At 62.4% G+C, this 25,193-nt stretch carries 19 protein-coding genes; 13 read left to right on the forward strand and 6 right to left on the reverse strand.

The window, feature by feature from the left end:
- Window positions 1–27 precede the first annotated feature (27 nt).
- From mutS to FHS64_RS03875, 6 genes are all read left to right on the forward strand, one after another.
- Window positions 28–2,721, forward strand: coding sequence for a DNA mismatch repair protein MutS (mutS, locus tag FHS64_RS03850; RefSeq protein WP_167175907.1), 2,694 nt, complete (start codon window positions 28–30; stop codon window positions 2,719–2,721).
- Window positions 2,721–5,387, forward strand: a complete 2,667-nt coding sequence (gene glnD / locus FHS64_RS03855; RefSeq protein WP_167175909.1) for a [protein-PII] uridylyltransferase — start codon at window positions 2,721–2,723, stop codon at window positions 5,385–5,387. Before mutS ends, glnD begins: the two co-directional genes overlap by 1 nt.
- 144 nt (window positions 5,388–5,531) lie before the next feature.
- Window positions 5,532–7,130, forward strand: coding sequence for a murein biosynthesis integral membrane protein MurJ (murJ, locus tag FHS64_RS03860; RefSeq protein ID WP_167176276.1), 1,599 nt, complete (start codon window positions 5,532–5,534; stop codon window positions 7,128–7,130).
- Window positions 7,131–7,327: 197 nt separating this feature from the next.
- Entirely contained in the window at window positions 7,328–8,365 is a 1,038-nt protein-coding gene (gene trpS / locus FHS64_RS03865) for a tryptophan--tRNA ligase (RefSeq protein WP_167175911.1), read from the forward strand.
- A gap of 4 nt (window positions 8,366–8,369) precedes the next feature.
- Complete coding sequence (locus FHS64_RS03870; protein ID WP_243862710.1) at window positions 8,370–9,065, forward strand: GNAT family N-acetyltransferase; 696 nt, start codon at window positions 8,370–8,372, stop codon at window positions 9,063–9,065.
- Window positions 9,066–9,096: 31 nt separating this feature from the next.
- Entirely contained in the window at window positions 9,097–9,561 is a 465-nt protein-coding gene (locus FHS64_RS03875) for an OsmC family protein (RefSeq protein WP_167175916.1), read from the forward strand.
- 9 nt (window positions 9,562–9,570) lie between these two features.
- Here FHS64_RS03875 and FHS64_RS03880 read toward each other — a convergent pair whose 3' ends face one another.
- A complete protein-coding gene (locus FHS64_RS03880; RefSeq protein ID WP_167175917.1) occupies window positions 9,571–10,320 on the reverse strand; it encodes a dienelactone hydrolase family protein in 750 nt (249 codons plus the stop codon).
- 182 nt (window positions 10,321–10,502) lie between these two features.
- Between FHS64_RS03880 and FHS64_RS03885 the strand changes: the two genes are divergently transcribed.
- Window positions 10,503–11,033 (forward strand): PadR family transcriptional regulator, encoded by a 531-nt coding sequence (locus FHS64_RS03885; protein ID WP_243862711.1) that lies wholly within the window; start codon window positions 10,503–10,505, stop codon window positions 11,031–11,033.
- The gene (locus tag FHS64_RS03890) at window positions 11,030–11,845 is read left to right on the forward strand and encodes a siderophore-interacting protein (RefSeq protein WP_167175919.1); all 816 of its coding nucleotides are present in this window, start codon (window positions 11,030–11,032) and stop codon (window positions 11,843–11,845) included. Before FHS64_RS03885 ends, FHS64_RS03890 begins: the two co-directional genes overlap by 4 nt.
- 138 nt (window positions 11,846–11,983) lie before the next feature.
- Here the strand turns inward: FHS64_RS03890 and purH are convergent, their stop codons facing one another.
- From purH to rpe, 3 genes are all read right to left on the reverse strand, one after another.
- Window positions 11,984–13,588 carry a bifunctional phosphoribosylaminoimidazolecarboxamide formyltransferase/IMP cyclohydrolase gene (gene purH, locus FHS64_RS03895; RefSeq protein WP_167175921.1) on the reverse strand — a complete coding sequence of 535 codons (1,605 nt, stop codon included), beginning with the start codon at window positions 13,586–13,588 and terminating at the stop codon, window positions 11,984–11,986.
- A gap of 122 nt (window positions 13,589–13,710) precedes the next feature.
- Entirely contained in the window at window positions 13,711–15,510 is a 1,800-nt protein-coding gene (locus FHS64_RS03900; protein WP_167175923.1) for a heparinase II/III family protein, read from the reverse strand.
- Window positions 15,507–16,175 carry a ribulose-phosphate 3-epimerase gene (gene rpe, locus FHS64_RS03905; protein WP_167175925.1) on the reverse strand — a complete coding sequence of 223 codons (669 nt, stop codon included), beginning with the start codon at window positions 16,173–16,175 and terminating at the stop codon, window positions 15,507–15,509. Before rpe ends, FHS64_RS03900 begins: the two co-directional genes overlap by 4 nt.
- Before the next feature lie 271 nt (window positions 16,176–16,446).
- Here rpe and FHS64_RS03910 point away from each other — a divergent pair, with 271 nt between their 5' ends.
- The 3 genes from FHS64_RS03910 (at window position 16,447) to FHS64_RS03920 (ending at window position 19,492) form a co-directional block, all read left to right on the forward strand.
- Entirely contained in the window at window positions 16,447–16,845 is a 399-nt protein-coding gene (locus tag FHS64_RS03910) for a DUF2141 domain-containing protein (RefSeq protein ID WP_208380538.1), read from the forward strand.
- 14 nt (window positions 16,846–16,859) lie between these two features.
- A complete protein-coding gene (locus FHS64_RS03915; protein WP_167175929.1) occupies window positions 16,860–18,323 on the forward strand; it encodes a carotenoid oxygenase family protein in 1,464 nt (487 codons plus the stop codon).
- A gap of 188 nt (window positions 18,324–18,511) precedes the next feature.
- Window positions 18,512–19,492, forward strand: coding sequence for a magnesium transporter CorA family protein (locus FHS64_RS03920; protein WP_167175931.1), 981 nt, complete (start codon window positions 18,512–18,514; stop codon window positions 19,490–19,492).
- Between the two features lie 3 nt (window positions 19,493–19,495).
- Here FHS64_RS03920 and FHS64_RS03925 read toward each other — a convergent pair whose 3' ends face one another.
- Together FHS64_RS03925 and FHS64_RS03930 are read right to left on the reverse strand one after the other, a co-directional pair.
- A complete protein-coding gene (locus FHS64_RS03925) occupies window positions 19,496–20,242 on the reverse strand; it encodes a LytTR family DNA-binding domain-containing protein (RefSeq protein ID WP_167175933.1) in 747 nt (248 codons plus the stop codon).
- 7 nt (window positions 20,243–20,249) lie between these two features.
- On the reverse strand, window positions 20,250–21,044 hold the full coding sequence (locus FHS64_RS03930; RefSeq protein ID WP_243862713.1) for a TetR/AcrR family transcriptional regulator: 795 nt from the start codon (window positions 21,042–21,044) through the stop codon (window positions 20,250–20,252).
- Between the two features lie 173 nt (window positions 21,045–21,217).
- On the opposite strand from FHS64_RS03930, the gene FHS64_RS03935 reads away from it, so the two are divergent.
- Both FHS64_RS03935 and FHS64_RS03940 read left to right on the forward strand, forming a co-directional pair.
- Entirely contained in the window at window positions 21,218–23,485 is a 2,268-nt protein-coding gene (locus FHS64_RS03935) for a TonB-dependent receptor (RefSeq protein WP_167175935.1), read from the forward strand.
- A 128-nt stretch (window positions 23,486–23,613) separates the two neighbouring features.
- On the forward strand, window positions 23,614–25,170 hold the full coding sequence (locus tag FHS64_RS03940; RefSeq protein ID WP_167175937.1) for a spinster family MFS transporter: 1,557 nt from the start codon (window positions 23,614–23,616) through the stop codon (window positions 25,168–25,170).
- Window positions 25,171–25,193: the final 23 nt, after the last annotated feature.

Below are 25,193 nucleotides of genomic sequence, written 5' to 3' on the forward strand. Positions count from 1 at the left end.
GCACCTGATCCGCCACCTTGTGGCGTAATGAACGCGCCCCTTGCCCACCCGCCTAAAATAGATCTGACGCCCGATGCCGGAACCACGCCGGTCATGGCGCAATTCCTGACGGCCAAGGCGGCGCATCCCGATGCCATGCTGTTCTTCCGCATGGGTGATTTCTACGAACTTTTCTTTGACGATGCGGCTCAGGCTTCGGCGGCGCTCGGCATTGCCCTGACCAAGCGCGGCAAGCATCGCGGCGAAGACATCCCGATGGCCGGTGTTCCGGCCCATGCGATGGATGGCTATCTGGCCCGCCTGATCCGCCAAGGCTTCAAGGTCGCTGTGTGCGAGCAGGTGGAAGACCCGTCCGAGGCCAAGAAGCGCGGCTCCAAGGCGGTGGTGCGTCGTGATGTGGTGCGGGTGGTGACGCCCGGCACCCTGACCGAAGACAATCTTCTGGATGCACGCGGGGCCAACCGTCTGGCGGCGGTGGTGATCCGCAAGGGCCGCGCGGCTGTCGCGGTGGTGGAACTGTCGGCGGGTATGGTGGACTCGGTCGCCTGCGATGTGGGGGATCTGGGCGCGGTGCTGGCGGCATTCCGCCCGTCGGAAGTTCTGGTACCGGACCGTCTGTTCAGTGACGGCGATATGAAGGCGGCACTGGATGGTTCGGGCGGTGTGGTTCAGGCCATGCCGCAGGCCTTGGCTGAACCCAATGGGGCGCGGGACCGTGTGCAGCGCCTTTATGGCGTGTCGGCGCTGGATGGGTTTGGTGCGTTTGAAGAGACCGAGGTTTCGGCGCTGGGTCTCATCGCCGCCTATCTGGAAACCACGCAGGCGGGCAAGATACCGGCATTGGCTGCGCCGCGTCGTTCGGGCGATGTCGGCCATCTGGCGATTGATCCGTCCACCCGTAATAGTCTTGAAATCGACCGTACCCAGCGCGGCGAGCGCGACGGATCGCTGCTGCACGCCATTGACCGCACGGTGACATCGGGCGGGGCACGATCCTTGGCCGAGCGTATTTCGCGACCCATGTGCGATCCAGCAAGGATTAATGCCGATCTGGATGCGGTGGCATGGATGGTCGAAAACCGTCCTTTGCGCCGTGACCTGCGCGATCTGTTACGCGCATCCGCCGATGTGGCGCGGGCCACCTCACGACTGGCGCTGGGACGCGGCGGGCCGCGTGATCTGGCGGCGATCCGTTCGGGCCTGATGACGGCTGAAGGTCTGGGCGCATTGTTTGCCACGTCGCTGCGTGATCCGCTGGCGGAGCCGCCGGTACGGATTTCGGCGGGACTGGATCGTCTGGCGCTGGATGGCGAACTGTCGAACCTGCTGGCTGAACTAAAAGAAGGCCTGATCGAAGAGCCGTCGCATCTGGTGCGCGATGGCGGATTTGTCGAAAGCGGCCATCGCCCCGAACTGGATGCTGCCCGCGCCCTTCGCGATGACAGCCGCCGCGTGATTGCCGATCTTGAAACCCGCGCCGTCAACGATAGCGGCGTGGCCTTCAAGGTGCGCCACAATGCGGTGCTGGGCTATTTCCTTGAGGCCACAGCCAAGGCCGCAGAACCCTTGATGCGGGCCGGTCCCGACAGTCCGTTTATCCATCGCCAGACCTTGGCCAATCAGGTGCGTTTCACCACGGTCGAACTGTCGGAACTGGACGCCAAGATCAGTCAGGCGGGCCATCGTGCCTTGGCCATTGAAACCGAGACCTTTGAAGGCTGGCGTCGTGAAGTGGCGCGCCTTGCGCCGCTGCTTCAGGCGGTGGCCGTGGCCATTGCCGAACTGGACGCCCATGCCGGTCTGGCCGAATGGGCCGAGGAAGTCGGGGCAGTGCGCCCGAGCGTTGATGACAGTCTGGGCTTTGCCATCGAGGGTGGTCGCCATCCGGTCGTCGAAGCGGCGGTAAAGGCGCAAGGCCAACCCTATACGCCCAATGATTGCCGCCTATCGGGCGATGGTCTGAGCGGTAGCCGTCTGTCGATTGTCACCGGCCCGAACATGGCCGGTAAATCGACCTTCCTGCGCCAGAACGCCTTGCTGGTGATCCTTGCCCAGGCCGGAGCCTTTGTGCCCGCCCGCTCCATGCAGTTGGGGGTGGTGGACCGTCTGTTCAGCCGCGTGGGCGCAGGCGATGATCTGGCCCGTGGGCGCTCGACCTTTATGATGGAGATGGTGGAAACCGCCGCCATCCTGACACAGGCCACACCGCGTAGTTTTGTGGTGCTGGACGAGATCGGGCGCGGCACCGCCACCTATGACGGTCTGGCCATTGCATGGGCGACTGCCGAGGCCCTGCACGAAATCAACCGCGCCCGCACCTTGTTTGCCACCCACTATCACGAGCTGGCCCAGCTTGAGGAACGGCTGGATTACGTCTCCAACCTGTCAATGGCAGCCAAGGAATGGAATGGCGATCTGGTCTTCCTGCACGAAGCCGTCACCGGTGCCGCAGACCGTTCTTACGGTGTGCAGGTGGCGCGTCTGGCCGGTGTGCCGCCCAAGGTGGTGGCGCGCGCCAAGTCGGTGCTGGAAAAGCTGGAAAAGGAAAAAACCTCATCCAGCAATCTGGGCGACCTGCCCCTGTTTGCGATGGTCCAGCCCGCACCGGAACCCTCGGGTCCGTCAGAGCTTGATCTGGCCATGAAGGACATCAACCCCGACGACCTGACCCCGCGCGAGGCGCTGGAGGCGCTCTATCGTCTGAAAGGTCTGGCACAGTAATGTCACTGGACCCGCGTCTGTTGGCGGCCGCATCGGCTGACGATGTGCGCGGGGCGGTAACGGCCTATCTGCGCGAGGGCTATGAGGCGGCGCGCGACGGGGCGCGGCGTCGGCTGGAATCCGGTGGTGAAGGGGCCGAGGTGGCGCGGCTCTATGCCGAGGCGGCGGATGATCTGCTGATCAGTCTGTGGCGCTTTGCGACCGAGGTGCTCTATCCCGATGCGGGAGATCGGCTCAGCCTGCTGGCGGTGGGCGGCTATGGGCGCGGGGTTCTGGCCCCGTTCTCGGACCTTGATCTGCTGATATTGCGTCCTGCGCCACAGGTGTCCGAACGGGCCGCCAAGGTCGGCGAGTTCATCCATTATGTGCTGTGGGATATGGGGCTGAAACTCGGCTCCAGTTTCCGGTCCCTGCGCGAGACGCTGGACCTGGCCCAGAGCGATATGACGGTGCGCACCACGCTGTTGGAGGCGCGGCTTGTGGCCGGCGATGTCCGACTGGGCGAGGGTTTGTTGAAGCGGTTTCGTGCGCGGGTACGCGATGCCGATCCGAGCCCGTTTATCGCCGCCAAGATGTCGGAACGCGATGTCCGCATCAGCAAGGCGGGCGGGGTGCGCAACCGCGTGGAGCCGAACGTCAAGGACGGCAAGGGTGGCCTGCGAGACCTGAACACTCTGTTCTGGATTGCCCTGTCGGTAGACCCTGACAGTGCGCGGGGCAAAAAGGCGCTGGAGAGCTTTCTGGGGGCGGGCGAGATGCGCAGCTTCCGCGAGGCGATCGGCTTTTTGTGGCAGGTGCGTATCCATCTGCATCTGGTCGCGGGCCGTGCCGAAGAGAAACTGACCTTCGATTTCCAGCCCGAGATTGCGCGGCGCATGGGCTGGCGCGGTCGTGGTGACGAACTGGCGGTTGAGCGTTTCATGCGCCGCTACTTCCTTGTCGCCGGGCGGGTGGGGGCGCTGACCCGCGCCGTGTCCGCGCAATTGGAAGCTCGCCAGCAGAAAAAAGCCGAGGGCCTGTCGCGAGGCCTGTCGCGCCTGTTCCAAAGAAGACGCGTCAAACTGGCCTTTGACGGGTTGGTGGTCGAACAGGACCGCCTCAGCGTCAACAGCGCCAATGTGTTTGCTCGCGATCCGCTGCGGCTTCTGATCCTGTTTGTCGAGGCCGACCGGCTGGATATCGACCTGCATCCCGATGCGGTGGCGGCAGTCATCCGTTCGCTGTCGTTGGTGACACCGGCCGTGCGGCGTGATGCGAGGGCCAGCGAGCTTTTGCTGCATCTTCTGGCCCATAGCCGGCGGCCCTATCGGGTGCTGTCATTGATGAACGAGACGGGGCTTTTGGGGCGGTTCCTGCCGGAATGGGGCCGGATTGTCGGCCAGACCCAGTTCAACATGTATCACGCCTATACGGTGGACGAGCACACGCTTCAGGCTGTCGGCATTATCGACGACATCAAGAAGGGTACGCTGGAACACGACCATCCGGCGTCCTCGGCGGTCATCCATAGTATCGTCGATCCCGAAGCCCTGATGCTGGCCATGTTGCTGCATGATGTCGGCAAGGGCGGCGATCTGGGCCAGTTGGAAGAAGGGGCCATTGCCGCTCGCAGTGCCTGCGAGCGGCTGGGCATTGATCCGCGCCGGATCGAGCTAGTGGTCTGGCTGGTGCGCAATCACCTGCTGATGAGCGACTATGCCCAAAAGCGCGATGTGTCGGACCCTGACACGGTGCGGGCCTTTGCCGAGGCGGTGGGCGATCTGGAGCGTCTGCGGATGCTTATGGTGCTGACGGTCGCCGATATCCGCGCCGTCGGGCCGGGGGTGTGGAACGGCTGGAAAGGGCAGTTGATGCGCGCCCTGTTCGACAAGGCCGAGGCCCTGTTCCGTGGCGATGATGTGCGCGGCGATGATCTATTGCCGGACTATGCGGCCCTGATCGAAAAGGCGCGTTTTGCCGGTGTGGCGGTCCAGACCACCCTGCCGCAAGGGCCGCTGGAAGCGACCTCGCGCATCGTGGTTGCCACCCATGACCGGCGCGGCCTGTTTGCCGATATGACGGCCACGTTGGCCATGGCCGGTGCCGATGTGGTGGGGGCGCATCTGGCCACGCAGGATGACGGCATGGCGCTGGAAGTGTTTGAAATCCAGAACAGCGCGGGCGAACCCTATGGGCTTATCGAGCCGCGCCGTCTGTCCATTCTGGCACGCGGGCTGGAACGGGCGGCACTCAAGGGCGCCCGCACCTCGGCCCATACGGTCCAGAGGGTCAGTGCGCGGCGGGCCGTTTTCGATGTGCGTCCGGTGGTGCGGATCGATACGGCCTTTGTGCCGCATGCGGTGGTCGTAGAGGTATCGGGGGCGGACCGTTCGGGTCTGCTGTCCGATCTGGCGCATATCTTTTCCGAACTGAATTTCTCGGTGCGCTCGGCCCATATTGCCTGTTTTGGTGAGCGGGCCGTGGATGCGTTTTATCTGACCGATAATGACGGAAAAAAGCCGACCGATGCGGCGGCGCTGGACGTTTTGCGTCAGGCCTTGATCGAGGCACTGGATGAACCGTTGCTGGGACCGGAAGGGCGGCCCATCACGCCTGTGCGGGCCAGTATCCGCGATGTGTCGGTAATCGGCACCAACCCCGTATCCAAGACGGCTCCGCCGCGCTAAGCGACAGGAGACGAGGAGCCGTCCGTGAACGACAAAAACAATACCCCGCCGCAAGACCTGCCTGACAGCTTGCCCCAAAGTCTGCCACAGACCTTGTCGCCCGAGGCGGATGCCGCACAGACGGCGGTGGAAAACCAGGCCGATATGGCACCGCAAAGCACTGGCGTGGCCAAGTCGTCTGCGGTGTTCGGGGGTATGACCCTGCTGAGCCGTCTGGCCGGTTTTGCGCGTGACACGGTGATTACGGCGGCGCTGGGGGCCTCGGCGGGGCCTGCGGCAGATGCCTATTATACGGCACTGAACTTCCCCAATCTGTTTCGCCGCATCTTTGCCGAGGGCGCGTTTGCCGCTGCCTTTGTGCCGGCCTATGCGCGCAAGCTAAAGACCGAAGGTTCCGAGGCCGCCGATCAGGTTGCGACCGATGCCATGGCGGTGATCGTGACGGCGACACTGGTCCTGACAGTGATCGCGCAACTGGCCATGCCGTGGCTGATGACTGTCATCAATGTCGGCTTCCTTGACGATCCCGAGCGTTTCAAGCTGGCGGTGGTGCTGACCCAGATCACCATGCCCTATCTGCCCTGTATGGCGGTGGCGGCCCTGCTCAGCGGCGTTCTGAATGCGCGCGGGCGGTTCTTGGTGTCGGGTGCCTACCCGATCCTTTTGAATGTCATCATGCTGTTGATGATCCTGCCGGTGAAGGGCGGGCCTGTGGCCTCGGCCACTATGGCCAGCTGGTCGGTACTGGTGGCCGGTGTGGCGCAGGCAGGCCTGTGCTGGTGGGCGGTGCGCAAGGCGGGTGCCAATATCCGCATCCGCATTCCGCGCATGACCCCGGCGGTCAAGGCCATCATCATCACCGCTATTCCGGCGGCCATCGGTAACTCGGCGACCCAGATCAACGTCTTCTTGTCGGGCAACCTGTCCAGCTTTGTGAACGGTGGACGCACATGGCTGGCGACTGCCGACCGTCTTTACCAGTTGCCGCTGGGGCTGGTCGGGGTGGCCATCGGTATTGCCCTTCTGCCGCGTCTGTCGGCGGCGGTGGCGACCGGCGATCACAAGCAACAACAAGGCTCGATGGACGAGGCCATGATCCTGTCCATGGCGCTGACGCTTCCGGCAGCGGCGGCCCTGATGGGGATGCCTTTGTTCCTGATCGACGGCCTGTTCACGCGCGGCGAGTTTCTGGCCTTTGATGCCGAGAATACCGCTCGCGCCCTGTTCCAGTTCGGCTGGGGCGTTCCGGCCTTTGTGCTGATCCGTATTCTGGCACCGGCCTTCTATGCCCGTTCCGACAGCCGCACACCGATGCGCTATGCGCTGGTCTCGGTGGCGGTCAATGCGGCACTGGCTGTGGGTCTGTTCTTTATGGGCATGGGCGTAGCGGGCATCGCGGCGGCGGTCAGTGCCTCGGCATGGGTCAATGCCCTGTTGCTGGCGGCCAATCTGTGGCGCACCGACTATTACCGCCCCAGCAAGAACTCCATGTCGCGCCTGTCGCGTATCCTGCTGGCCAGTATCGGCATGGGTGTGTTTGTGGCCCTGTGCAGCTGGGCACGTCCGTGGATTGAGGCCCCGATTGCCGATGTGCTGGCCATGATCGGCACCGAGCGCGGGGTCAAGGAACTGGCCATGCTACTGGTGGTGGGCTTTGGCGGTTTGGCCTATGTGGGGCTGGCCTTTGCGACCCGCGCCGTGACCGTGCGCGATATCAAACGCCTGATCCGTCGTGGCGGTTAATGGGCGTGATGTGCGAAGGTTGCCCTTGGCCGATAGAGACGATAAGCCACTGTCCATGATCTGTGTGCCCATGTTTTGTGGATTGCCTCGCGCGACAGGACGATGGCGCGGCTGAATGTTCAGCTGCTGCCTTGCCTGTCGCTGCCTGATGGCCAGCGATCACTTCTTCCCGAACGATTTTCGTCCAGAGCTTTCCCATGACTGATCAAACTCCGGCCCCCTATACTGGCCCTCGCCGCATCCTGTCCGGTATCCAGGCCTCGGGTGCGCTGCACCTCGGCAACTATCTGGGTGCGCTGAAGCGCTTCGTTGAAATGCAGAATGCAGGCGACCCCTGCTATGTCTTCGTCGCCGATATGCACGCCATCACTGTGTGGCAGGATCCGGCCAAGCTGACCGCCCAGACGCGCGAGATCGCTGCGGCCTATCTGGCGGCGGGTCTTGATCCGTCCAAGTCGGTGATCTTCCCGCAATCGGCGGTTCCGGCCCATGCCGAGCTGGCGTGGATTTTCAACTGCACGGCCCGCCTCGGCTGGTTGGACCGGATGACCCAGTTCAAGGAAAAGTCGGGCAAGCACAAAGAGCGCTCGTCGGTCGGCCTTTATACCTATCCGGTGCTGCAGGCGGCAGACATCCTGCTGTATAAGGCGACTGGCGTTCCGGTCGGCGAAGACCAGAAACAGCATCTGGAACTGACCCGCGACATCGCCCAGAAGTTCAATAACGACTTCGGCGTGCCGAACTTCTTCCCGCAGCCCGAACCGATGATCCAGGGTCCGGCCACGCGCGTCATGAGCCTGCGTGACGGTACCGCCAAGATGTCCAAGTCCGACCCGTCGGACCTGTCGCGCATCAACCTGACCGACGATGCCGAAACCATCGCCAACAAGATCAAGAAGGCCAAGTCGGACATGGATGTCCTGCCCGACACGGTTGAAGGTCTGGAAGGTCGCCCCGAGGCCAAGAACCTCGTCGCCATCTATGCCGCGCTGGCCGATATGAGCCGCGAAGCTGTGCTGGCCGAGTTTGGCGGTCAGGGCTTTGGTGGCTTCAAGCCGAAATTGGCTGAACTGGCCGTGTCCTCCATGGCACCGGTCACGTCCGAAATGCGTCGCCTGATCAATGATCCGGCCGAGATCGACCGCGTGCTGGCCAAGGGTGCCGAACAGGCGCGCGAAACCGCCCAGCCGGTGGTGGACGAGGTCAAGAAGATCGTCGGCTTCTGGCAGGGCTAAGGGCTTGTCGCACCCTCTGGACCGTCCGGTCTTAAGCGCATTGCGCGGTGCCCGTCAGGCCTCTTTGGCCATCACGACGGGCGCTGCCATGCGCTTTCAGCCCGGCTATGCCGCCTTTGCGGTCTGTCCCGATCCGACGCCACAGGCACTGGCCGATCTGGCGCAACTGGACATGCCCGAAGGCGTGCTGATCACGGTCGAGGCCGAGGTTCAGCCGGTGCCGCAAGGTCTGGTGAGTGTGAAGGCGGCGGTGCTGGCCCAGATGGTGTTGTCGGCACCGGCGCAGTTTTCCAAAACGGGTATTGCGGTCGAGCCTTTGGGCGAGGCCGATGCGGCGGACATGCTGGCTCTGGCGACCCTGACCGAGCCGGGGCCGTTCTATGCCATGACCCATCGTCTGGGTGATTTCGTCGGCGTGCGCCATGACGGTCGTCTGCTGGCGATGGCGGGCGAGCGGATGAAGCCGGACGGCTTTACCGAGGTGTCGGGCGTGTGCGTGCATCCCGATGCCCGCAGTCGCGGCTATGCAGGGGCGCTGATCAAGGTCGTGACCGACCGTATTCTGGCTCGGGGCGAGCAGGCCTTTTTGCATTCCTATGCCGATAATGCCGGTGCGATGGGGCTTTACCGCGCGCTGGGTTTTGTCGAGCGTGCGCGGGTCAATATGCAGGTGCTGGCCAAACCGGAAGTGTCTGCCTAAGTTTTCTTCGGGGCCTGAACCGGAGAGAGCCATGAGCCAGCACACAGCCGTCATCGAATGGCAGCGGGGCGATCAGCCCTTTAGCGACAACAAATATTCGCGTGCCCACAACTGGACCTTTGATGGTGGTGCGGTGGTGCGCGGTTCGTCCACGCCCTCGGCCATGATCCCGCCGCCCCTGTCGGACGAGACAGCGGTCGATCCCGAAGAGGCGCTGGTGGCGGCTGTGTCCAGTTGCCACATGATGTTCTTCCTCGCCTATGCCCGCAAGGACGGCCTTGTCGTCGATAGCTATCGCGATGCCGCCGAAGGCACGCTGGGCAAGGACGAGCGCGGCAAGATGTCCATTACCGATATTGTCTTGCGCCCCGCCGTTAGCTGGTCGGGTGACACGGTGCCGGACGCGGTGCAGATTCTGGACCTGCATCATCGCGCACACGAGGCCTGCTATATCGGCAACTCGGTGCGCTCGACCGTAACCGTCGAGCCGCAATAAGCGCAGAGTTCAGCCCTTGGCCGCGATGTCCTTCAAGAAGGTCGAAAAGCGGTCGAGGGCTTCCAGCGTTCTTTCGGGATGGTGTTTCATCGGCCCGTTGCTGGTCGGCTCGTCAAAGGCGTGGGTGCCATCGGCGACCCAGTGTTCGACCGTCGAGCCATTGGCGCGGATGGCGTCATTGACCTTTTCGGCATTGCGCACGGTCGTCAGGTGGTCGCGGCTACAGGTCACGGCATAGACCTGTTGCGGGTGCCGCCACGGCTTGAGCCGGTTGGGGGCCAGTGGCCCGACATAGGCATAGGCCATCCACACACCTGCCAGCTTGGACAGGTCGAGTTTATCGAAATCGGCAAGCCCCAGCGCGCCCGCCGCAGGGTGCGCCGTCATCAATTCCATGATCGACCAGCCGCCATGGCTCCAGCCCGCCAGCACCATCTTGTCGGCAGCGACATCGGAGCGTTGGGAAATGCCGTAAAAGGCAGCCGCGACATCGCTGGCACGATCAATGCCGCGAAAGGCCAGATTGGTGCAGACCGTGAACAGGGTCCGCAACCGCGTCCAGCCGCGCGGCCCGTAGGAATCGACGACAAAACAGCGCCACCCCGCTGCCTTGGCCGCCTCGGCATAACGCGGCAGATGGTCCCGCAATCCCCCGCAACCATGGAATAAAAGCACCGCAGGGCGCGCGACATTATCGTCGGGGCCGACGACGGTCACATGCGGTTCGAGCAAGGCCCAGCGGGAGGAAAGTGTGTCCATGACCTACACATAGGGGTGGTCGGGCTTTGGAGAAAGGACTTGCACACTTTCAAATTAGATATATCTATATCGACATCTTAGATATATCGAAACGAAAGAGAACACTATTGAGACATCACCATAAAGGGTGGAAACAGGATATTTTCGGCGGTCACGAAGGTCGTCATGGAATGAAACGGGGCATGCGCCCCATGCGCGGTCACGGCACAGACGGACGAGCCGATGGTGGCGAGCGTATGCGTCGCGGGCGCGGCGGCGGTGGCCGGATGTTCGAGCATGGCGCATTGCGCTGGCTGCTCCTGTCCCTCATCGCGCAAAAACCCAGCCATGGTTACGAGTTGATCAAAACCATCGAAGAGCGTATGGGCGGCACCTATGTGCCCAGCCCGGGTGTGATCTATCCCAGCCTGACCCTGCTTGAAGATATGGGGGCGCTGGATGTGGTCGTAGAAGGCGGCAAGAAACGCTATGCGATCACCGACGAAGGACAGCGTTTATTGGCGGAAAATGCCGATGCTCTGGCCCATGTAGAGATGAAGATGAAGGCGTTACGCGGGCGTGCCGATCGTCCGGCACGTATTGCACAGGCCATCGAAGCTTTTCGCTCTGCGACGCACCAGCGTTTGACACAGGAACCGCCATTAAGTGCGGAACAGGTCGACGCTATTGCAGACTTGATCGAGGCCGCAGCTGAAGAGGTTCGCCGGATATGAAGGATGCCCAGCTTCGCCAGCCGCGCCGCGTGCGCCACGAGCTAAAATTCCGGCGCGCCCGTGTTGCGGGCGTGCAGCAACTGACCCCTGTCCTCAAACGGATTGTGCTGGAAGGTGACGAGTTGGAGGGCTTCTTCAGCCCCGGCTTTGACGACCACGTTAAAATCTTTCCGGTGCCGCGCGGCCAGCTTCTGCAGTTGCCAAGCGTAGGACCGGACGGGCCTGTGTTTGCAGAGCCGAGGCCGGTGGCGCGTGATTATACGCCGCGCGCCTTTGATGCTGACAAGCGTCAGCTCACCATCGATTTTGCGGTGGGGCATGGCGGTCCGGCGACGGCATGGGCCGAGGCGGCCGAGGTCGGGGACGAGCTGGGTTTGGGCGGGCCGCGCGGATCATTTCTGGTGCCCACCAGCTTTGCCCAGCATCTTCTTGTCGGCGACGAAGCGGCTATTCCGGCCATCAGCCGTCGTCTGGAAGAACTGCCCGCAGGAAGCCGCGCCATTGCCTGTATCGAAGTGGCGGACCCGGATGGCGAACTGGATATGCCCAGTGAAGCCGATGCCGAGATTATCTGGGTGCATCGCCACGGTGGTCCGCGAGGTCGGGGTGAGGCGCTGACGGCTGCGGCCATCGAGGCGGCCAGCCGGATCGATCCCGCCGATGCCTATATCTGGGTCGCGTGCGAAAGCTCGGTGGCGCGGGCCATGCGTCCGGCCCTATTGGCTGCACGCCGGTTCAATCCGAAATGGATGAAGGTGGCGGGCTATTGGCGGCTCGGCCATGCCGGATCGCACGACGTGATCGAGGATTAAAAAAGGGCGCTGCAGATATCCGCAGCACCCTCTTTTTGTTTGCGCGAAGGCTTGCCGCGCGGCGGCGCGCTTCTTTAGCGAGACCGTCCAGGCTACACGCTCGTGGCCCTCAAGCACTAACTATGGGCAAGGCCATGGTTAGTGACGGAAGACGCGGACGCCCGTGAAGACCATGGCGATGCCCTTTTCGTCGGCAGCCTTGATGACTTCCTCGTCGCGCATCGAGCCGCCCGGCTGGATGACGCAGGTGGCACCGGCAGCAACCGCTTCCAGCAGGCCATCGGCGAACGGGAAGAAGGCTTCGGACGCACAGGCCGAACCTTCGGCCAGCGAGACGTCCAGACCCTTGGCTTCGCCCGCTTCCTTGGCGCGGATGGCGGCGATGCGGGCGCTGTCGCGACGGTTCATCTGGCCTGCACCGATGCCTGCGGTCTGGCCGTCCTTGGCATAGACGATGGCGTTGGATTTGACGTGCTTGGCCACGGTGAAGGCGAAAAGCATGTCCTCGATTTCCTTCTCGGTCGGCTGACGCTTGGTCACGACCTTGAGGTCCGAAGCCTTGAGGTTCGAGCGGTCACGCGACTGGACGAGGAAGCCACCGGCGACCGAGCGGAACACATTACCCTCGGCATGCGGGTTCGGCAGACCGTCGGTGATGAGAAGGCGCAGGTTCTTCTTGGCCGCAAACACGGCCTTGGCCGCATCATCGGCACCCGGTGCGATGACAACCTCGGTGAAGATTTCGGTGATCGCCTTTGCGTCGGCTTCGTTCAGCGGGCGGTTAACGGCGATGACGCCGCCAAAGGCCGACACAGCATCGCATTCCAGAGCGCGGGCATAGGCTTCGGACAGGTCCTTGCCGACAGCCACGCCGCACGGATTGGCGTGCTTGACGATGACGCAGGCCGGTTCGGCAAACTCGGCCACCAGCTCATAGGCGGCGTCGGCATCGGCGATGTTGTTATAGCCCAGTTCCTTGCCTTGAACCTGCTCGGCATAGGCCACGCCTGGACGCTTTTCGCCGGTGCGATAGAAGCTGCCGGTCTGGTGCGGGTTCTCGCCATAGCGCAGGGTCTGGGCCAGTTCACCAGCGATCGACTTGCGAGCCGGTGCAATGTCTTGCAGTTGGCCAGCGAACCATGCCGAGACAGCGGCGTCATAGGCGGCGGTGCGGGCAAAGGCGCGGGCGGCTAGTTGTTTGCGAAGGTCGAGGCTGGTCGAACCGTCGGCCTTGAGGGCCTCGACGATCATGCCGATGGATTCCGCGTCAACGGCAACGGCGACGTGGCCGTGGTTTTTGGAGCCGGAGCGGATCATGGCGGGGCCGCCAATGTCGATATTCTCGATGGCGGCTTCAAAGCCACCGCCGGATTCAACGGTCTTTTCGAACGGATAGAGGTCGATCCAGACAATATCGATGGCACCGATATTGTGTTCGCTCATGGCCGCTGCGTGGGTCGGGGCGTTACGCACGCCCAGCAGGCCACCGTGCACGATCGGGTGCAGTGTCTTGACGCGACCATCCATCATCTCGGGGAAACCCGTCAGGTCCGCCACGTCTTTGACCGGCAGTCCAAAGCCCGCAATGGCCGACTTGGTGCCGCCGGTCGAGACCAGTTCGACGCCGAGGTCGTGCAGGGTGCGGGCGACCTGTTCCAGTCCGGTCTTGTCGGACAGGGAAATCAGGGCGCGCGCAGGCGCAACCGCGTTAGGGGCGGGGGGAAAATCGGGAGCGGCGGGCATGGCGACGTCCGTTACAGCTGGGAGCAGGAAGATGGCGGCGCTCTAGCACCGCAGACCCTCCGCGTCACCCCTCCGTAGAGCGCAGTTAGCCCATTCCGTACACGGAATGGGCTTTCCTTAGTCTAATCCTCGCTGGCGGCGGCCAGTTTCCAACGGATTTTGGTTTCCGCATCGGTACGAGCCGAGCCGCGTACCACGATCTGTAGCGAGCGGCGGGTCAGGCCGTTATCGACATGGACCGCGGTTTCAACAGCGATATCGGGGCCGTCACTGCGGAACCACCAGCCCTTGCCGGACTTGCCGCGCAACAGGATCGAGCGACGGTCGCGGGCCACAGAGGCCTGAACATCGGGATCGAGCTGGAAGCGCAAAGCATAGGGGGCGGCAATCCGTTCGGGCGCGGCATGTCCCGACTTGGGCAGCAGACATTCCTCGGCGCGGATTTCGTCCAGTGCCTGATCGATATAGATGCGGCGTTGGTGCATCAGACCATAGAGCGGCATCCACCCGTCATGTTCGACCTCCAGCCAGATGGCGGTGTCGGTTTGCTGGTGGTCACGGGTGATGTGCAAGGGGGCCGCATCGAGACGCGGGCCCAGAAGCTCGCTCTTCCATCCGCTCAGAGGCTCGCCAATCGGGCGTTCTCCCAGCGTCAGGGTCGAAGCCCCTGCCGAAAGTCGCAGCGCATGGCGGTCCGAGAAGCGCGGCGTCCAACCCGCCGAAGTAAACAGGCGATCCTTGCCGCATAGAAGCTCGAGGGCTGCAGGCTGGCCACAGGCCGATACCGACCATGCCCCCGCGGCCGGAGCCTCGACATCCAGTAAAAGGGTCAGTTGCGGACTTGAGACACGCACAATCCCGCCGACCACACTGGCAGGCGGTGCGGCAGGGGTCTCGTCATGGGCGCGGGCGGCAGCAATGCGCTCGCGGCTGGACGGGCCACCGCCCTGAAAGATCGACAGGCGACCATCGGGCAGAACCTGACTGCGCAGGGCAATGGTCAGACGCGAAATAGCACTGGCGACTTCGGGCGGGGTGGGCAGGCTGCGCTGGGACAGGGCATCGTCCAGCGTCAGCAGGTCCAGCAAAAGTTCCAGACCCTGCTCTGCCGAACGCGAGGCATGCGAGCCATCGGCCAGAACGGTTTGATCCAGTGCGGACGGCAGGCGTTTCAGCGCCTTGTGCAGCAGCTTGCTGCCGACCGGATCACCGAGGGCGCAACCGGCCACAGCCGCAGCGGTCAGGCGTTCTGCGCGACCTCGCACCGAATGGGGCGGACGCAAAAGCTGCTTGGTCTGACGGGCCAGACTATTGGCCAGTTTCTGGCGGTCGGCAGGTTCGGCGTGCTGGGACAGGCGCTTGGCGGCGCAGGCCAGATTATAGACGCGGCGGGCCAGAATGTCGGGCGACCACGAAAACGGCGACCAGTCGGCAAAACTGTTCAGCCAGCCCAGCGTCATTTCCAGCGCGTCGTTCAGGCCGCGTTCGCCCTGCGCCATCATGGCGGGCAACCAGTTGAAGCTGTGCAGTTCAACGGCAAAGGCGCGGTTGGGTGTCGGCTGGTCCCACATCTGGCGCGGGTGGTCGGTTTCGAGGCTCAACCCCATCAGGGTCAGCTTGCCCCCCAGCAGCGGGCGCGGGGCTTCTTTGGGGACAGGGCGCAAATCCTTGGGCGACAGGGCAAAATCCTGCGCCTTGGCATTACCCAGTGTCAGGCCATAGCCGGGCAGACCGTACAGCTCGATCCACAACTGGCGCGACAAAAGAGCCTTGGCAATCGCGCCCATCATGGCCGGCGAGGTGTGCTGGATGCCGCGAGCAGGCATGGGGGTGCGCACGGGGGCACCCTTCAGGCCGGGGATATGGCCCTCGGCCAGCGGGGTTTCGCTATCGCGCGGGGCGAAGGGGCCGATTGGCTTCATGCAGCTTTCAGGGCTTGGATGTTGGTGGCGTAGGCGTCGGGGCCACCCTTGAACACATAGGATCCGGCCACAAGGGCGTCGGCTCCGGCGGCGACACAGGCACCGGCATTGGCCGCGACGACACCGCCGTCAACCTGCAGGTGGGCTTTGGAACCGGCGGCATCCAGAATGGCGCGGGCGCGCTCGATCTTGCGCAGCGAACTGTCGATAAATTTCTGGCCGCCAAAGCCGGGGTTTACCGACATGATCAGCACCAGATCGACCAGATCGACGCATTCTTCCAGAACGCTCAGCGGCGTGGCGGGGTTGAAGACCAGACCGGCCTTGGCCCCCAGATTGCGGATCTGGCCCAGTGTACGGTGAACGTGCGGGCCGCTTTCGGGGTGCACGCTCAGAATGTCGGCACCGGCGGCGCGATAGGCTTCCAGCCAGTTATCGACAGGGCTGACCATCAGGTGCACATCGAATGGCAGGCTGGTGTGCGGACGCAGCGCCTTCACCACATCAGGGCCAATGGTCAGGTTCGGCACGAAGTGGCCGTCCATGACATCGACGTGGATCCAGTCGGCACCGGCAGTTTCCAGTGCGCGGATTTCCTCGCCCAGTTTGGAAAAATCACTGGCGAGAATGGACGGGCAGATCAGAGGAGCGGTGCGCTGGGTCATGGGAGTTGGGTGTACGGCCCTGCGGCCCAAGGAGCAAGATGTCCCAAGCGCACAGGCGACCAAAGGTGTGCCAAGTGACCTCTCGAATGCGTGGTTGTTGGCGCTTCGCCAGTGGCAGTAGGCGGTTGTTCGCGAACGGGCGGTGGCATCAGGCGCAATGGCGCTGGCGGATCAAAAGCGGTGGTGGCGAATGGCGGCAACACTATCCGCTTGAAAGCACACGGTCATGAAGACCCTGATCCGAAATCTTGCTCCCGTTATTTTTCTTGTAATGGCTGCCACGCCTATAGAGGCGGCAGTCCTTCAGGCCGAACCGTCTGCGAGCCTGACCATCAAGGTCGAGACCACCGCCGATACCGGCAAGGTGATGGTGGCGATTTATGACAGCGAGGGGGCCTATGAAGGCGGCGCGCCGGTGCGGGCTGTGCAACTGGACGTGGCCGCGGGGCAAGATGAGGCCGTGATCGAAGGTCTGGAAACCGGCACCTATGGTCTCAAGGCCTTTCACGATGTGAATGGCAATGGGCGCATGGATACCAATCCTTTCGGTATGCCGGTCGAACCCTATGCCTTTTCCAATAATGCGGTCGGCAATATGGGACCGGCCAAGTGGGACCGTGCGCGTTTCGATGTGTCGGGGCAGACGCTCCAGACCTTGAACCTGCGCTAAGGGGAGACAGGTCCATGCAAATCTCCCGACGTTCTTTTCTGGGTACTTCGGCAGCCATGGCGGCGGCTTCGGTGCTGACACCGGATGTGGTGCGCGCGGCGGCGGCGCTGGAGCATGCCTCCAACTGGGCATTGGCCACGGCGGACGTAGCGGCTGATATCGCTCCGCGCCGTCTGGAACTGGTCCATGGCCGTGTGCCTCAAGGGTTGAAGGGTACGCTTTATCGCAATGGTCCGGCCCAGTTTCGCCGTCCGGGGCGTTCATCCGACCACTGGTTCGATGGCGATGGCATGGTGCGCCGCTGGCATGTCGAAGACGGTCAGGTCGAACTGACGGCCCGCTTTGCCGACACGCCCAAACGTCGTCAGGAAGAAGAGGCGGGGGCCATGCTGATGCCGGGGTTTGGTACCCTGCCAGACCCGCGTGCCCGCATAGGCTCGGCTGACGATGCCAGCCCTGCCAATACCTCGGTGCACAAGGTCGGCGACAAGATCTGGGCCTTGTGGGAGGCCGGATCGCCGCTGGAAATGGATGCGGTGACGCTGGAGACAAAAGGTTTTGTCACCCTTCGTCCCGACCTCAAGGCCATGCCATTTCTGGCCCATCCGCGCATAGAGCCGGATGGCACGATCTGGAACCTTGGCGTGGCGCGGGGCAAGGCGATTGTCTGGCATCTGGCGGCCGATGGACAGTTGCGTGACACCGGCATGATCGACATGCCGATGGCCAGCTATGTCCACGACTTTACCGCCACCGCCCGCCATCTGGTGATCTTGCTGCAACCCTGGGTACAGACCCGCAATACCCTGCCCTTGTCGCAGGCTTTTGAGTGGCTACCGGACCAAGGCACCAAGGTGCTGGTGATCGACAAGGACGATCTGTCAAAGCAGCGGATTTTCGAGCTACCGGCCTTTGGTTTCTTCCATGTCGGCGATGCGTGGGAAGAGACGGACGGTACGATCCGTTTCGACGTTGCCGCGCACAAGGACATGATGTTTGCCGCGCAAGGCGCACAAGAAGTCTTGCACGGCGTACCCCTGCATCATGAGCCAGCGGAAATGGCGCTGGTGGTGCTGGGCAGCGACGGACGCGGCCGACTGGAACGCACCGGTGTGGTTGGCGAGTTTCCGCGCAGCGATCCGCGACGGGCGGGTCTGTCGCGCCGTTTCAGCATCCACACGACGGGCGAGCGTGCAGGCCGTCCGCTGGCCACGGCCATTGGCGTGACCGACTGGTCATCAGGGCGCACACGCCGCTTCGATTTTGGTGAAAACCATGTGGTCGATGAAATGGTCTATGTGCCCAAACAGGGTGGCACAGACGAGGCAGACGGCTGGCTGATCGGGCCCACGGTCAATCTGCAAAAAGGGGTCAGCGAGCTGCACCTGCTGGACATGGCGCATGTCGAGGACGGGCCGGTTTGCACATGGCGGGCCGATGTCGCCCTGCCAGCCGCTTTTCACGGCAATTGGGTGTGATGGGCTGTGGTTGACCTTTGTGGCAGGGCGGTCCAAGACCGACCCTGCCGCTCCGATATCTGCTTCTAGGCGGCGTCTTTTTGGAAACTCTCAGATGAACCCCGAAGACCGAAGTCTGTCTTCAAATTCTTCTACGCTCTGAGGTGTCCCGGCTTTCGATCGCGGGATATCTCGCGAAAGGAAGCCTTATGCTGAACGTCTATGAATGGCGTACTGACCGTCTCGTGCGCCTTGACGAAGCCGCCGGTCACGACACGTCCTGCTGGATTGATCTGGTCTCGCCCACGCCCGCCGAGGTTGCGGCCCTGGAGGCCATGACGGGTATCGAAATCCCCAGTCGTGACGACATGGACGATGTCGAACCGTCCGCCCGTTTCTATGCCGAGAACGGTGCCGTCTTCATGATTGCATCGGTGGTGACCGATCTGGAAACCCCCGATCCGGTCAAACTGCCTGTAACCTTTATTCTGAAGGACGGGCGACTGGTCACGGTGCGCTATGGCCAGCCGCGTTCGTTCCGTTTCTTCGTGACCCGCGCCATGGGCAAACCGAACGAAAAGCTGGCCAGTGGCGAGGCCATATTCATGGGTTTGGTCGAGGCGGTGGTGGATCGTTATGCCGATGCACTGGAAGCAAAAGGCGTGGAATTGGACGCCATTTCACGTCTGATTTTCCGCAAGCGTGACCCCAAGGCGATGGAAAGCCATAACCTGCAAATGGTCATACGCGACATCGGGCGGGCGGGTGATTTTCTGGCCCTGATCCGTGAAAGTCTGTCCAACCTGCAAAGGCTGATGGCCTATCATTCTGCGGTATCGGGGGCCAAGACGGGCGGCAAGGCCGACCGCGAGGCGCGCCAGATGGTGCGGTTGATCCAGCGTGATGCGGCGGGCCTTGGCGAGCTTAGCGTGTCGATGTCGACCAAGGTGACCTTCCTGATGGATGCCACGCTGGGTCTGATCAATCTGGAGCAGAACCAGATCATCAAAATCTTTTCGGTGGCCTCGGTGGCCCTGCTGCCGCCGACCCTGATTGCCTCGATTTACGGGATGAATTTCGAGATCATGCCGGAGTTGAAGTGGCAGTACGGATATCCGCTGGCGGTGGGTGCGATGGTCCTGTCGGCGGCCCTGCCTTACCTGTATTTCCGCAAGAAGCGCTGGCTTTAAGCCTTACCACCAGCCCGCTTCGCGAAGGGCGCGGGCATAGCGGCGACTGACGGGGGCTGTGGTGCCGTCCGACAGGGTCAGGCTGGCCCGTCCGTCGCCGCGGGACACATCGGATACGGCATCCTTGGCCACCCACCAACTGCGGTGGGTCTGTGCGCCCTCAAGGCCGTCCAGTTCGTCCAGCGCATCGGACAGGCGCATCAGGATCAGGTCGGTGCCCCGATCAGTATAGAGGCGCAGATAATGGTCCTCGGACTGGACGGCGAGCAGGTGCGCGCCCTTCAGCTTGGCTGGCAGGCGCTGTAAAAAGCGCGCCGGAGCCTGTGACGGTGTGGCATGTGTTTCGACCGGCTGCCTGCGTTCCAGAAAGACATTGATGGCACACAGGGGCAGGACAACCGCGAGCACCGGCAGGAAATAGTCAAGCAGCCCGTTCAGTCGCGGAACCCGCTGCTGGAAGATGAGAGCGGTGGCGGCCCAGACCATGACCGTGACCGGCACCGACATCAGTAATGACAGGGCCGCTATGCCGATCCAGGGGCGGGCCTCGGTGTCGATAAAGCGCTCAATGATGCGGCTACAGACATAGCTCCAGAAGCCACCAGCTATAATCAGCGGAATCCAGTAAAGCAGCCGCCACCATAGGGGCGCGCTGATTGATCCGAACGCGCCGCTAAAGGCCAGAAAACCACCCGCGACAATGCTGACGGCCAGGCCGCGAACCCAGGGACGCTCCAACAGCGAAGCCATTCTCGGCCTAGTCCTTCTGGCACACAGCGCGGAAACCGGCGGCGGCGAACTTGACCATGTGGTCGCAGGCCGCATCCAGATCGCCGGACTGGCACAGCCCGCCCGACAGGCGATCCAGACGGCCCGTTTCGCCCAGTGTCAGGGTCAGGGCGCCGGACAGGTTGTGATAGGCCCAGTACAGGTTCGCCTCGCTGGCTTGCGGCATGATGCGCTTGACCAACTCCAAAAGGCGACGGATGGCCGGATCGAAATAGCGTGCCATGGTCTCGCCGCCAAAGGCCGGATTGGCGTTGGTCTGGGCCACCAGTGCCGCATAGTGTTTCCAGCCGGGGCCACCCTTCAGGGACCACTGGAAGGGCGGACGCAGGAAGGCTTCGAACAGACCCTCCAGCGTCATGGTATCACCCGCCGCTTCGGCATAACGGTCGATGGCGGCCACGCGGTCATTGTTCCAGACCTCGGCGCGACGGTTGAAGACGGCGTCGAACAAATCCTTTTTCGAGCCGAAATAATAGTGGACCAGCGCGGTATCGACACCGGCCTCGCGGGCGACTTCGCGAATGGTGACTCCGTAAAAACCGTGCTGGGCAAACAGGCCCTCTGCCGAGTTCAGGATGGCGTCACGGGTGTCGCTGGCCGAAGCCTTGGCCGTTTTTTTCGGGCGACCGCGACGGCCGGTCTCCGAGGTCGCGCCGGCATTGCGCGGACGTGCCGGCGCCGAACGGCTGCCGATCTCGGCGCTCGTTTCGCGGGGGCTGGCGGGAGTGTCGGCCTTGGGGCCCTTGTCGGTATCGGCGGTCATAACCTGTCGTCGCATGAAGGTCGTAGGGTGTGCAACGGTGCCACAGTGCGCCGCTATCGCAGTTTCCACCTGTATCTTGGCGTTTGACAGAGTCCGCAATAACCGCCACACATTTGAAAAATCATTGAACGCTGAATAAAAAGCGTCACTCAGGTTGGAAACAGAGGTCTCAAATGAATCGACTGGTGAAGTGCGCCTTGATGGCTGGCGCTGCGTTCGGCGCAATGGCAACCGCCGCGCAGGCTCAGACTACGGGTCAGGATGCGGCCGTGGCCGTTGAAGACATCATCGTGACCGCGCGTCGCACCGAAGAGTCGGCGCAGAAGACGCCTCTGGCCCTGACGGCCTTCTCGGGTGAAACCCTCGAGCGTACCGGCGCACAACAGGTCACCGACCTGCAAGGTGCCGTGCCGAACCTGAACCTTGTACAGGGCCGTGGTTCGTCCAACTCGACCAACATCTACATCCGTGGCGTAGGCCAGCCGGACAGCTTGCAAACCTTCGATCCGGCTGTCGGCGTCTATGTCGACGACGTCTATTATTCGCGTATTCGCGGCACCCAGTTCGATCTGCTGGACCTCGAGCGCATCGAAATCCTGCGCGGTCCGCAAGGCACCCTGTATGGCAAGAACACCATCGGTGGTGCCATGAAGCTGGTATCGCGCCGTCCGGGCCAGGAGTTCCGTGCCCGCGGTTCGGTGGCCTATGGCGACTATGACCTGATCGAGGTGCAAGGCGCTGTCTCGGGTCCGGTGACCGACAATCTGGCTCTGGGCCTGTCGGTCCTTAGCTCGGAACGCGGTGGCTATGTCACTGATCCGGTGACCGGTGCCGAGTATAACGACAAGAACTCCAAGGCCGTGCGCGGTAGCCTGGCCTGGGATCCGGCTTCGAACTTCCGCATCGACTTCAATGCAGATTATTCGAAAGACGATGCTGGTATGACCGTCGGTCAGGCCCAGAACAACCTGACCAATCTGGTTGGTGTTCCGGCCTATGCTGTGCCGAACCCGACGCCGGAATTTGATTTCAAGACCCGCACTACGCCGGGTCTGCCGAATGAAACCCGTCTGGAAACGTGGGGCACCGCCCTGCGTATGACATGGGATGTTTCGGACCGCCTGTCGCTGAAGTCAATCACCAGCTATCGCGAACTGAATACCGACGACTATATCGATTTTGACGCGACGGAACTGGAAATTGCCGACGCCCTCGTCGCTGTGGACCAGAACCAGTTCAGCCAGGAATTCCAGCTGACCTATACGGGTGACCGCCTGAATGCTGTGGCGGGTGTGTATTACCTCAAGGAAGAGGTCGTCTCGCATCAGGAAAGCTATAATGATGACCTGACGGCCAACCTCGTTGTGCCGCCGCTGTGGAACGGAAACTACACCTTTACCCGCTTCATCGACGACGAACTGGAAACCACTTCCAAGGCGGTCTTCGGTAATGTCAGCTATGCGGTGACCGAGGCTCTGCGCCTGTCGGCGGGGGTGCGCTATACCGAGGAAGAAAAGCTGTATGACCGCTTCACCTATGTGAAGTCATCGTCGCCCTTCCTCGAGTCGAGCTATCCATTCTCGCCGCCTAAGGGGCAGTACGAAGACACTTCGATCATGCTGTCGGCAGACTATGAGCTTTCGCCGGATGCCATGGTCTATGCGCGCTATGCCCAAGGCTTTAAATCAGGTGGCTTCAATGGCCGTGCCAATAGCCCGGGTGAATCGACCGAGTACCAACCGGAAACCGCCGACACCGTTGAAGTCGGTGCCAAGACCACCTTCTTTGATCGTCGCCTGCGCCTCAACATGGCCAGCTTCTTCACCAAGTACGAAGACTTCCAAGCCCGGGTGACGGGTCTGGAAACCGATCCGAACACCGGTGTTCCCATCGGCACGCTGTCGGTCATCAATGCGGGTGCGCTCGACATCTTCGGCTTTGAACTCGAAGCCGTTGCCAAGCCGATGGCGGCCCTGACACTGGACGCCCAAGTCGGCTTCCTTGAAGCGGACTATAAAGAGTTCAACGATGCCCGCTTCACCAACTTTGGTGGTTCGCGCGCCTTCCAGGATCCGGCCTTCTCGCCGAAATGGACCCTGCGTATGGGGGGCCAGTACGAGTGGTCGCTGAATGGCGGTTCGTCTCTGGTGGTTGGCGCTGCGGCCAAGTACCGCTCGCGCATGGCTCTGGCGGTGGACAACACTCTGGCCAACTCGGCCATCCCGCTCGAGAGCATGTACCAAGACAGCTACTGGTTGTATGATGCCCGCGTTGTATGGTCGGATAGCTCGGACCGTTACAGCATCGGTCTTTATGGGCAGAACCTGACCGATGAAATCTACAAGACTGACGCTCAGGAGTTCTCCTCGATCGGCAACATTCGCACGGCCTATTTCGGCGCGCCGCGCACGTGGATGGTCAAGTTCACGGCGAAATACTAGGTCGTGGCTTTGAGCCAGTATGTTTGAAGAAGGGCGGCGGTTATCACCGCCGCTCTTTTTCTTTTTGCAGACGGCTGTGACGCCATTACCGTCACAACAAACAAGAAGAATTCGGAAGGGGAAGCGCCATGAGCCAGGGGCAGGCTGCAGACGGTACCGTCAAGATACCGGTTGGCGACGAGGATAAGGCTCCCTCACCGGCCTATCGCTATTATGTGCTGGGGATCCTGATCTTTGTTTACATGCTGAACTTTGTGGATCGGCAGATTATCGGCATTCTGGCGGCGCCGCTGAAAGAGCATTTCCAGATGAGCGACAGCCAGTTCGGCTTGCTCGGCGGGATTGCTTTTGCCTCGGTCTATTCGACCCTGGCCATTCCGCTGGCGTGGCTGGCGGATCGTACCAGCCGTGTCTGGATCATGACCGGTGCGCTGGCGGTCTGGTCGGGCTTTACGGCCTTGTGCGGTATGGCCGGATCGTTCGGTCAGTTGTTCCTGTTCCGTATGGGCGTGGGTGTAGGCGAGGCTGGGGGAGTGGCTCCGGCCTATTCGCTGATCGCCGACTATTTCCCGCCGAACCAGCGGGCGCGGGCCATGGCGGCGTTTGCCTTTGGTATTCCGCTGGGTACGGCGGGCGGCACACTGATCGGGGGTCTGCTGGCGGTGAAGTATGGCTGGCAGACGGCCTTTATCGTGGTCGGTATTCTGGGTGTGCTGGTGGCGCCGATCCTTCGTCTGACGGTGCGTGATCCGAAGCGTGGAGGCACGGATGCCGCTGCTGCGGCCGCTATGGCGAAGATCGCGGCTGTGCCTGCGGCTCCGGTTGTTGCCGAGGCGGTGACCGACACCGGTCTGGGCCGCAAGGTGGCGCTGGTCTGTTTTGGTATTGCCGGTGTGTTTGCCGCACTGGGCGTTCTGTCGCTGATGAAGATTGGGGTCCAAAATCCGGTCATTCCCTTCTTCGGGGCGGGCTTGATGGCGGTGATCGGCATTTCGATGTGGATCGCCAAGACGACCGGCTCGGTCATCATGAAGAAGAAGAGCTTCTGGCTCTTGTCGCTGGGGGCTGCGTCTTCGTCGGTGTGCGGCTATGGCGTGGCGGGCTGGTTGCCTTTGTTCTTTATGCGCAGCTTTGACCTGACCCTGTCACAGGTCAGCTGGTATTATGCCGGTATTGCCCTGATCGGTGGTTTGCTGGGTATCTGGATGGGCGGGGCGATTGCCGACCGCATGGCCAAGAAGTCCAAGGGGGCCTATCCGCTGGTTCCTGCAGTGGCCTTCATCATCTCGGCACCGTGCTTTATTCTGGCGATGAACTCTCCGGCCCTGATCGGCCTGATGCCGGGCGGGGGCAGCCATGCCATGGCGCTGGTGCTGGCCTTCCTGATCTTCCTGATCCCGACGGGTTTGAACCTGGCCTGGCTGGGTCCGATCACGGCAGCGGTCCAGCATCTGGCTCCGGCCCCGATGCGTTCGACCGCCTCGGCCATCTTTTTGCTGATCAACAACCTGTTGGGACTGGCGGTCGGCTTTTTCTATTTCGGCTGGATGAGCGACCTGCTGCGTCCGATGTTCGGTGAGGAGAGCCTGCGCTGGGCCATCTATACGGGCATGGCCTTCTACCTGATGGCGTCTTTGCTGCACTTCTGTGCCTCGCGGACGCTGGCAAAGGACTGGATCGACTAGCCACGACGCGCGGAAATATTTTT

Source organism: Brevundimonas terrae (genome assembly GCF_011761985.1).
Taxonomy (GTDB): domain Bacteria; phylum Pseudomonadota; class Alphaproteobacteria; order Caulobacterales; family Caulobacteraceae; genus Brevundimonas; species Brevundimonas terrae.

What these genes read in the sequence shown, in the direction of transcription:
- mutS (WP_167175907.1), top strand. Translation starts at nt 28, where the DNA reads ATGAACGCGCCCCTTGCCCACCCGCCTAAAATAGATCTGACGCCCGAT.
- glnD (WP_167175909.1), top strand. Translation starts at nt 2,721, where the DNA reads ATGTCACTGGACCCGCGTCTGTTGGCGGCCGCATCGGCTGACGATGTG.
- murJ (WP_167176276.1), top strand. Translation starts at nt 5,532, where the DNA reads ATGGCACCGCAAAGCACTGGCGTGGCCAAGTCGTCTGCGGTGTTCGGG.
- trpS (WP_167175911.1), top strand. Translation starts at nt 7,328, where the DNA reads ATGACTGATCAAACTCCGGCCCCCTATACTGGCCCTCGCCGCATCCTG.
- FHS64_RS03875 (WP_167175916.1), top strand. Translation starts at nt 9,097, where the DNA reads ATGAGCCAGCACACAGCCGTCATCGAATGGCAGCGGGGCGATCAGCCC.
- FHS64_RS03880 (WP_167175917.1), bottom strand. Translation starts at nt 10,320, where the DNA reads ATGGACACACTTTCCTCCCGCTGGGCCTTGCTCGAACCGCATGTGACC.
- FHS64_RS03885 (WP_243862711.1), top strand. Translation starts at nt 10,503, where the DNA reads ATGCGCCCCATGCGCGGTCACGGCACAGACGGACGAGCCGATGGTGGC.
- FHS64_RS03890 (WP_167175919.1), top strand. Translation starts at nt 11,030, where the DNA reads ATGAAGGATGCCCAGCTTCGCCAGCCGCGCCGCGTGCGCCACGAGCTA.
- purH (WP_167175921.1), bottom strand. Translation starts at nt 13,588, where the DNA reads ATGCCCGCCGCTCCCGATTTTCCCCCCGCCCCTAACGCGGTTGCGCCT.
- FHS64_RS03900 (WP_167175923.1), bottom strand. Translation starts at nt 15,510, where the DNA reads ATGAAGCCAATCGGCCCCTTCGCCCCGCGCGATAGCGAAACCCCGCTG.
- rpe (WP_167175925.1), bottom strand. Translation starts at nt 16,175, where the DNA reads ATGACCCAGCGCACCGCTCCTCTGATCTGCCCGTCCATTCTCGCCAGT.
- FHS64_RS03910 (WP_208380538.1), top strand. Translation starts at nt 16,447, where the DNA reads ATGGCTGCCACGCCTATAGAGGCGGCAGTCCTTCAGGCCGAACCGTCT.
- FHS64_RS03915 (WP_167175929.1), top strand. Translation starts at nt 16,860, where the DNA reads ATGCAAATCTCCCGACGTTCTTTTCTGGGTACTTCGGCAGCCATGGCG.
- FHS64_RS03920 (WP_167175931.1), top strand. Translation starts at nt 18,512, where the DNA reads ATGCTGAACGTCTATGAATGGCGTACTGACCGTCTCGTGCGCCTTGAC.
- FHS64_RS03925 (WP_167175933.1), bottom strand. Translation starts at nt 20,242, where the DNA reads ATGGCTTCGCTGTTGGAGCGTCCCTGGGTTCGCGGCCTGGCCGTCAGC.
- FHS64_RS03930 (WP_243862713.1), bottom strand. Translation starts at nt 21,044, where the DNA reads ATGACCGCCGATACCGACAAGGGCCCCAAGGCCGACACTCCCGCCAGC.
- FHS64_RS03935 (WP_167175935.1), top strand. Translation starts at nt 21,218, where the DNA reads ATGAATCGACTGGTGAAGTGCGCCTTGATGGCTGGCGCTGCGTTCGGC.
- FHS64_RS03940 (WP_167175937.1), top strand. Translation starts at nt 23,614, where the DNA reads ATGAGCCAGGGGCAGGCTGCAGACGGTACCGTCAAGATACCGGTTGGC.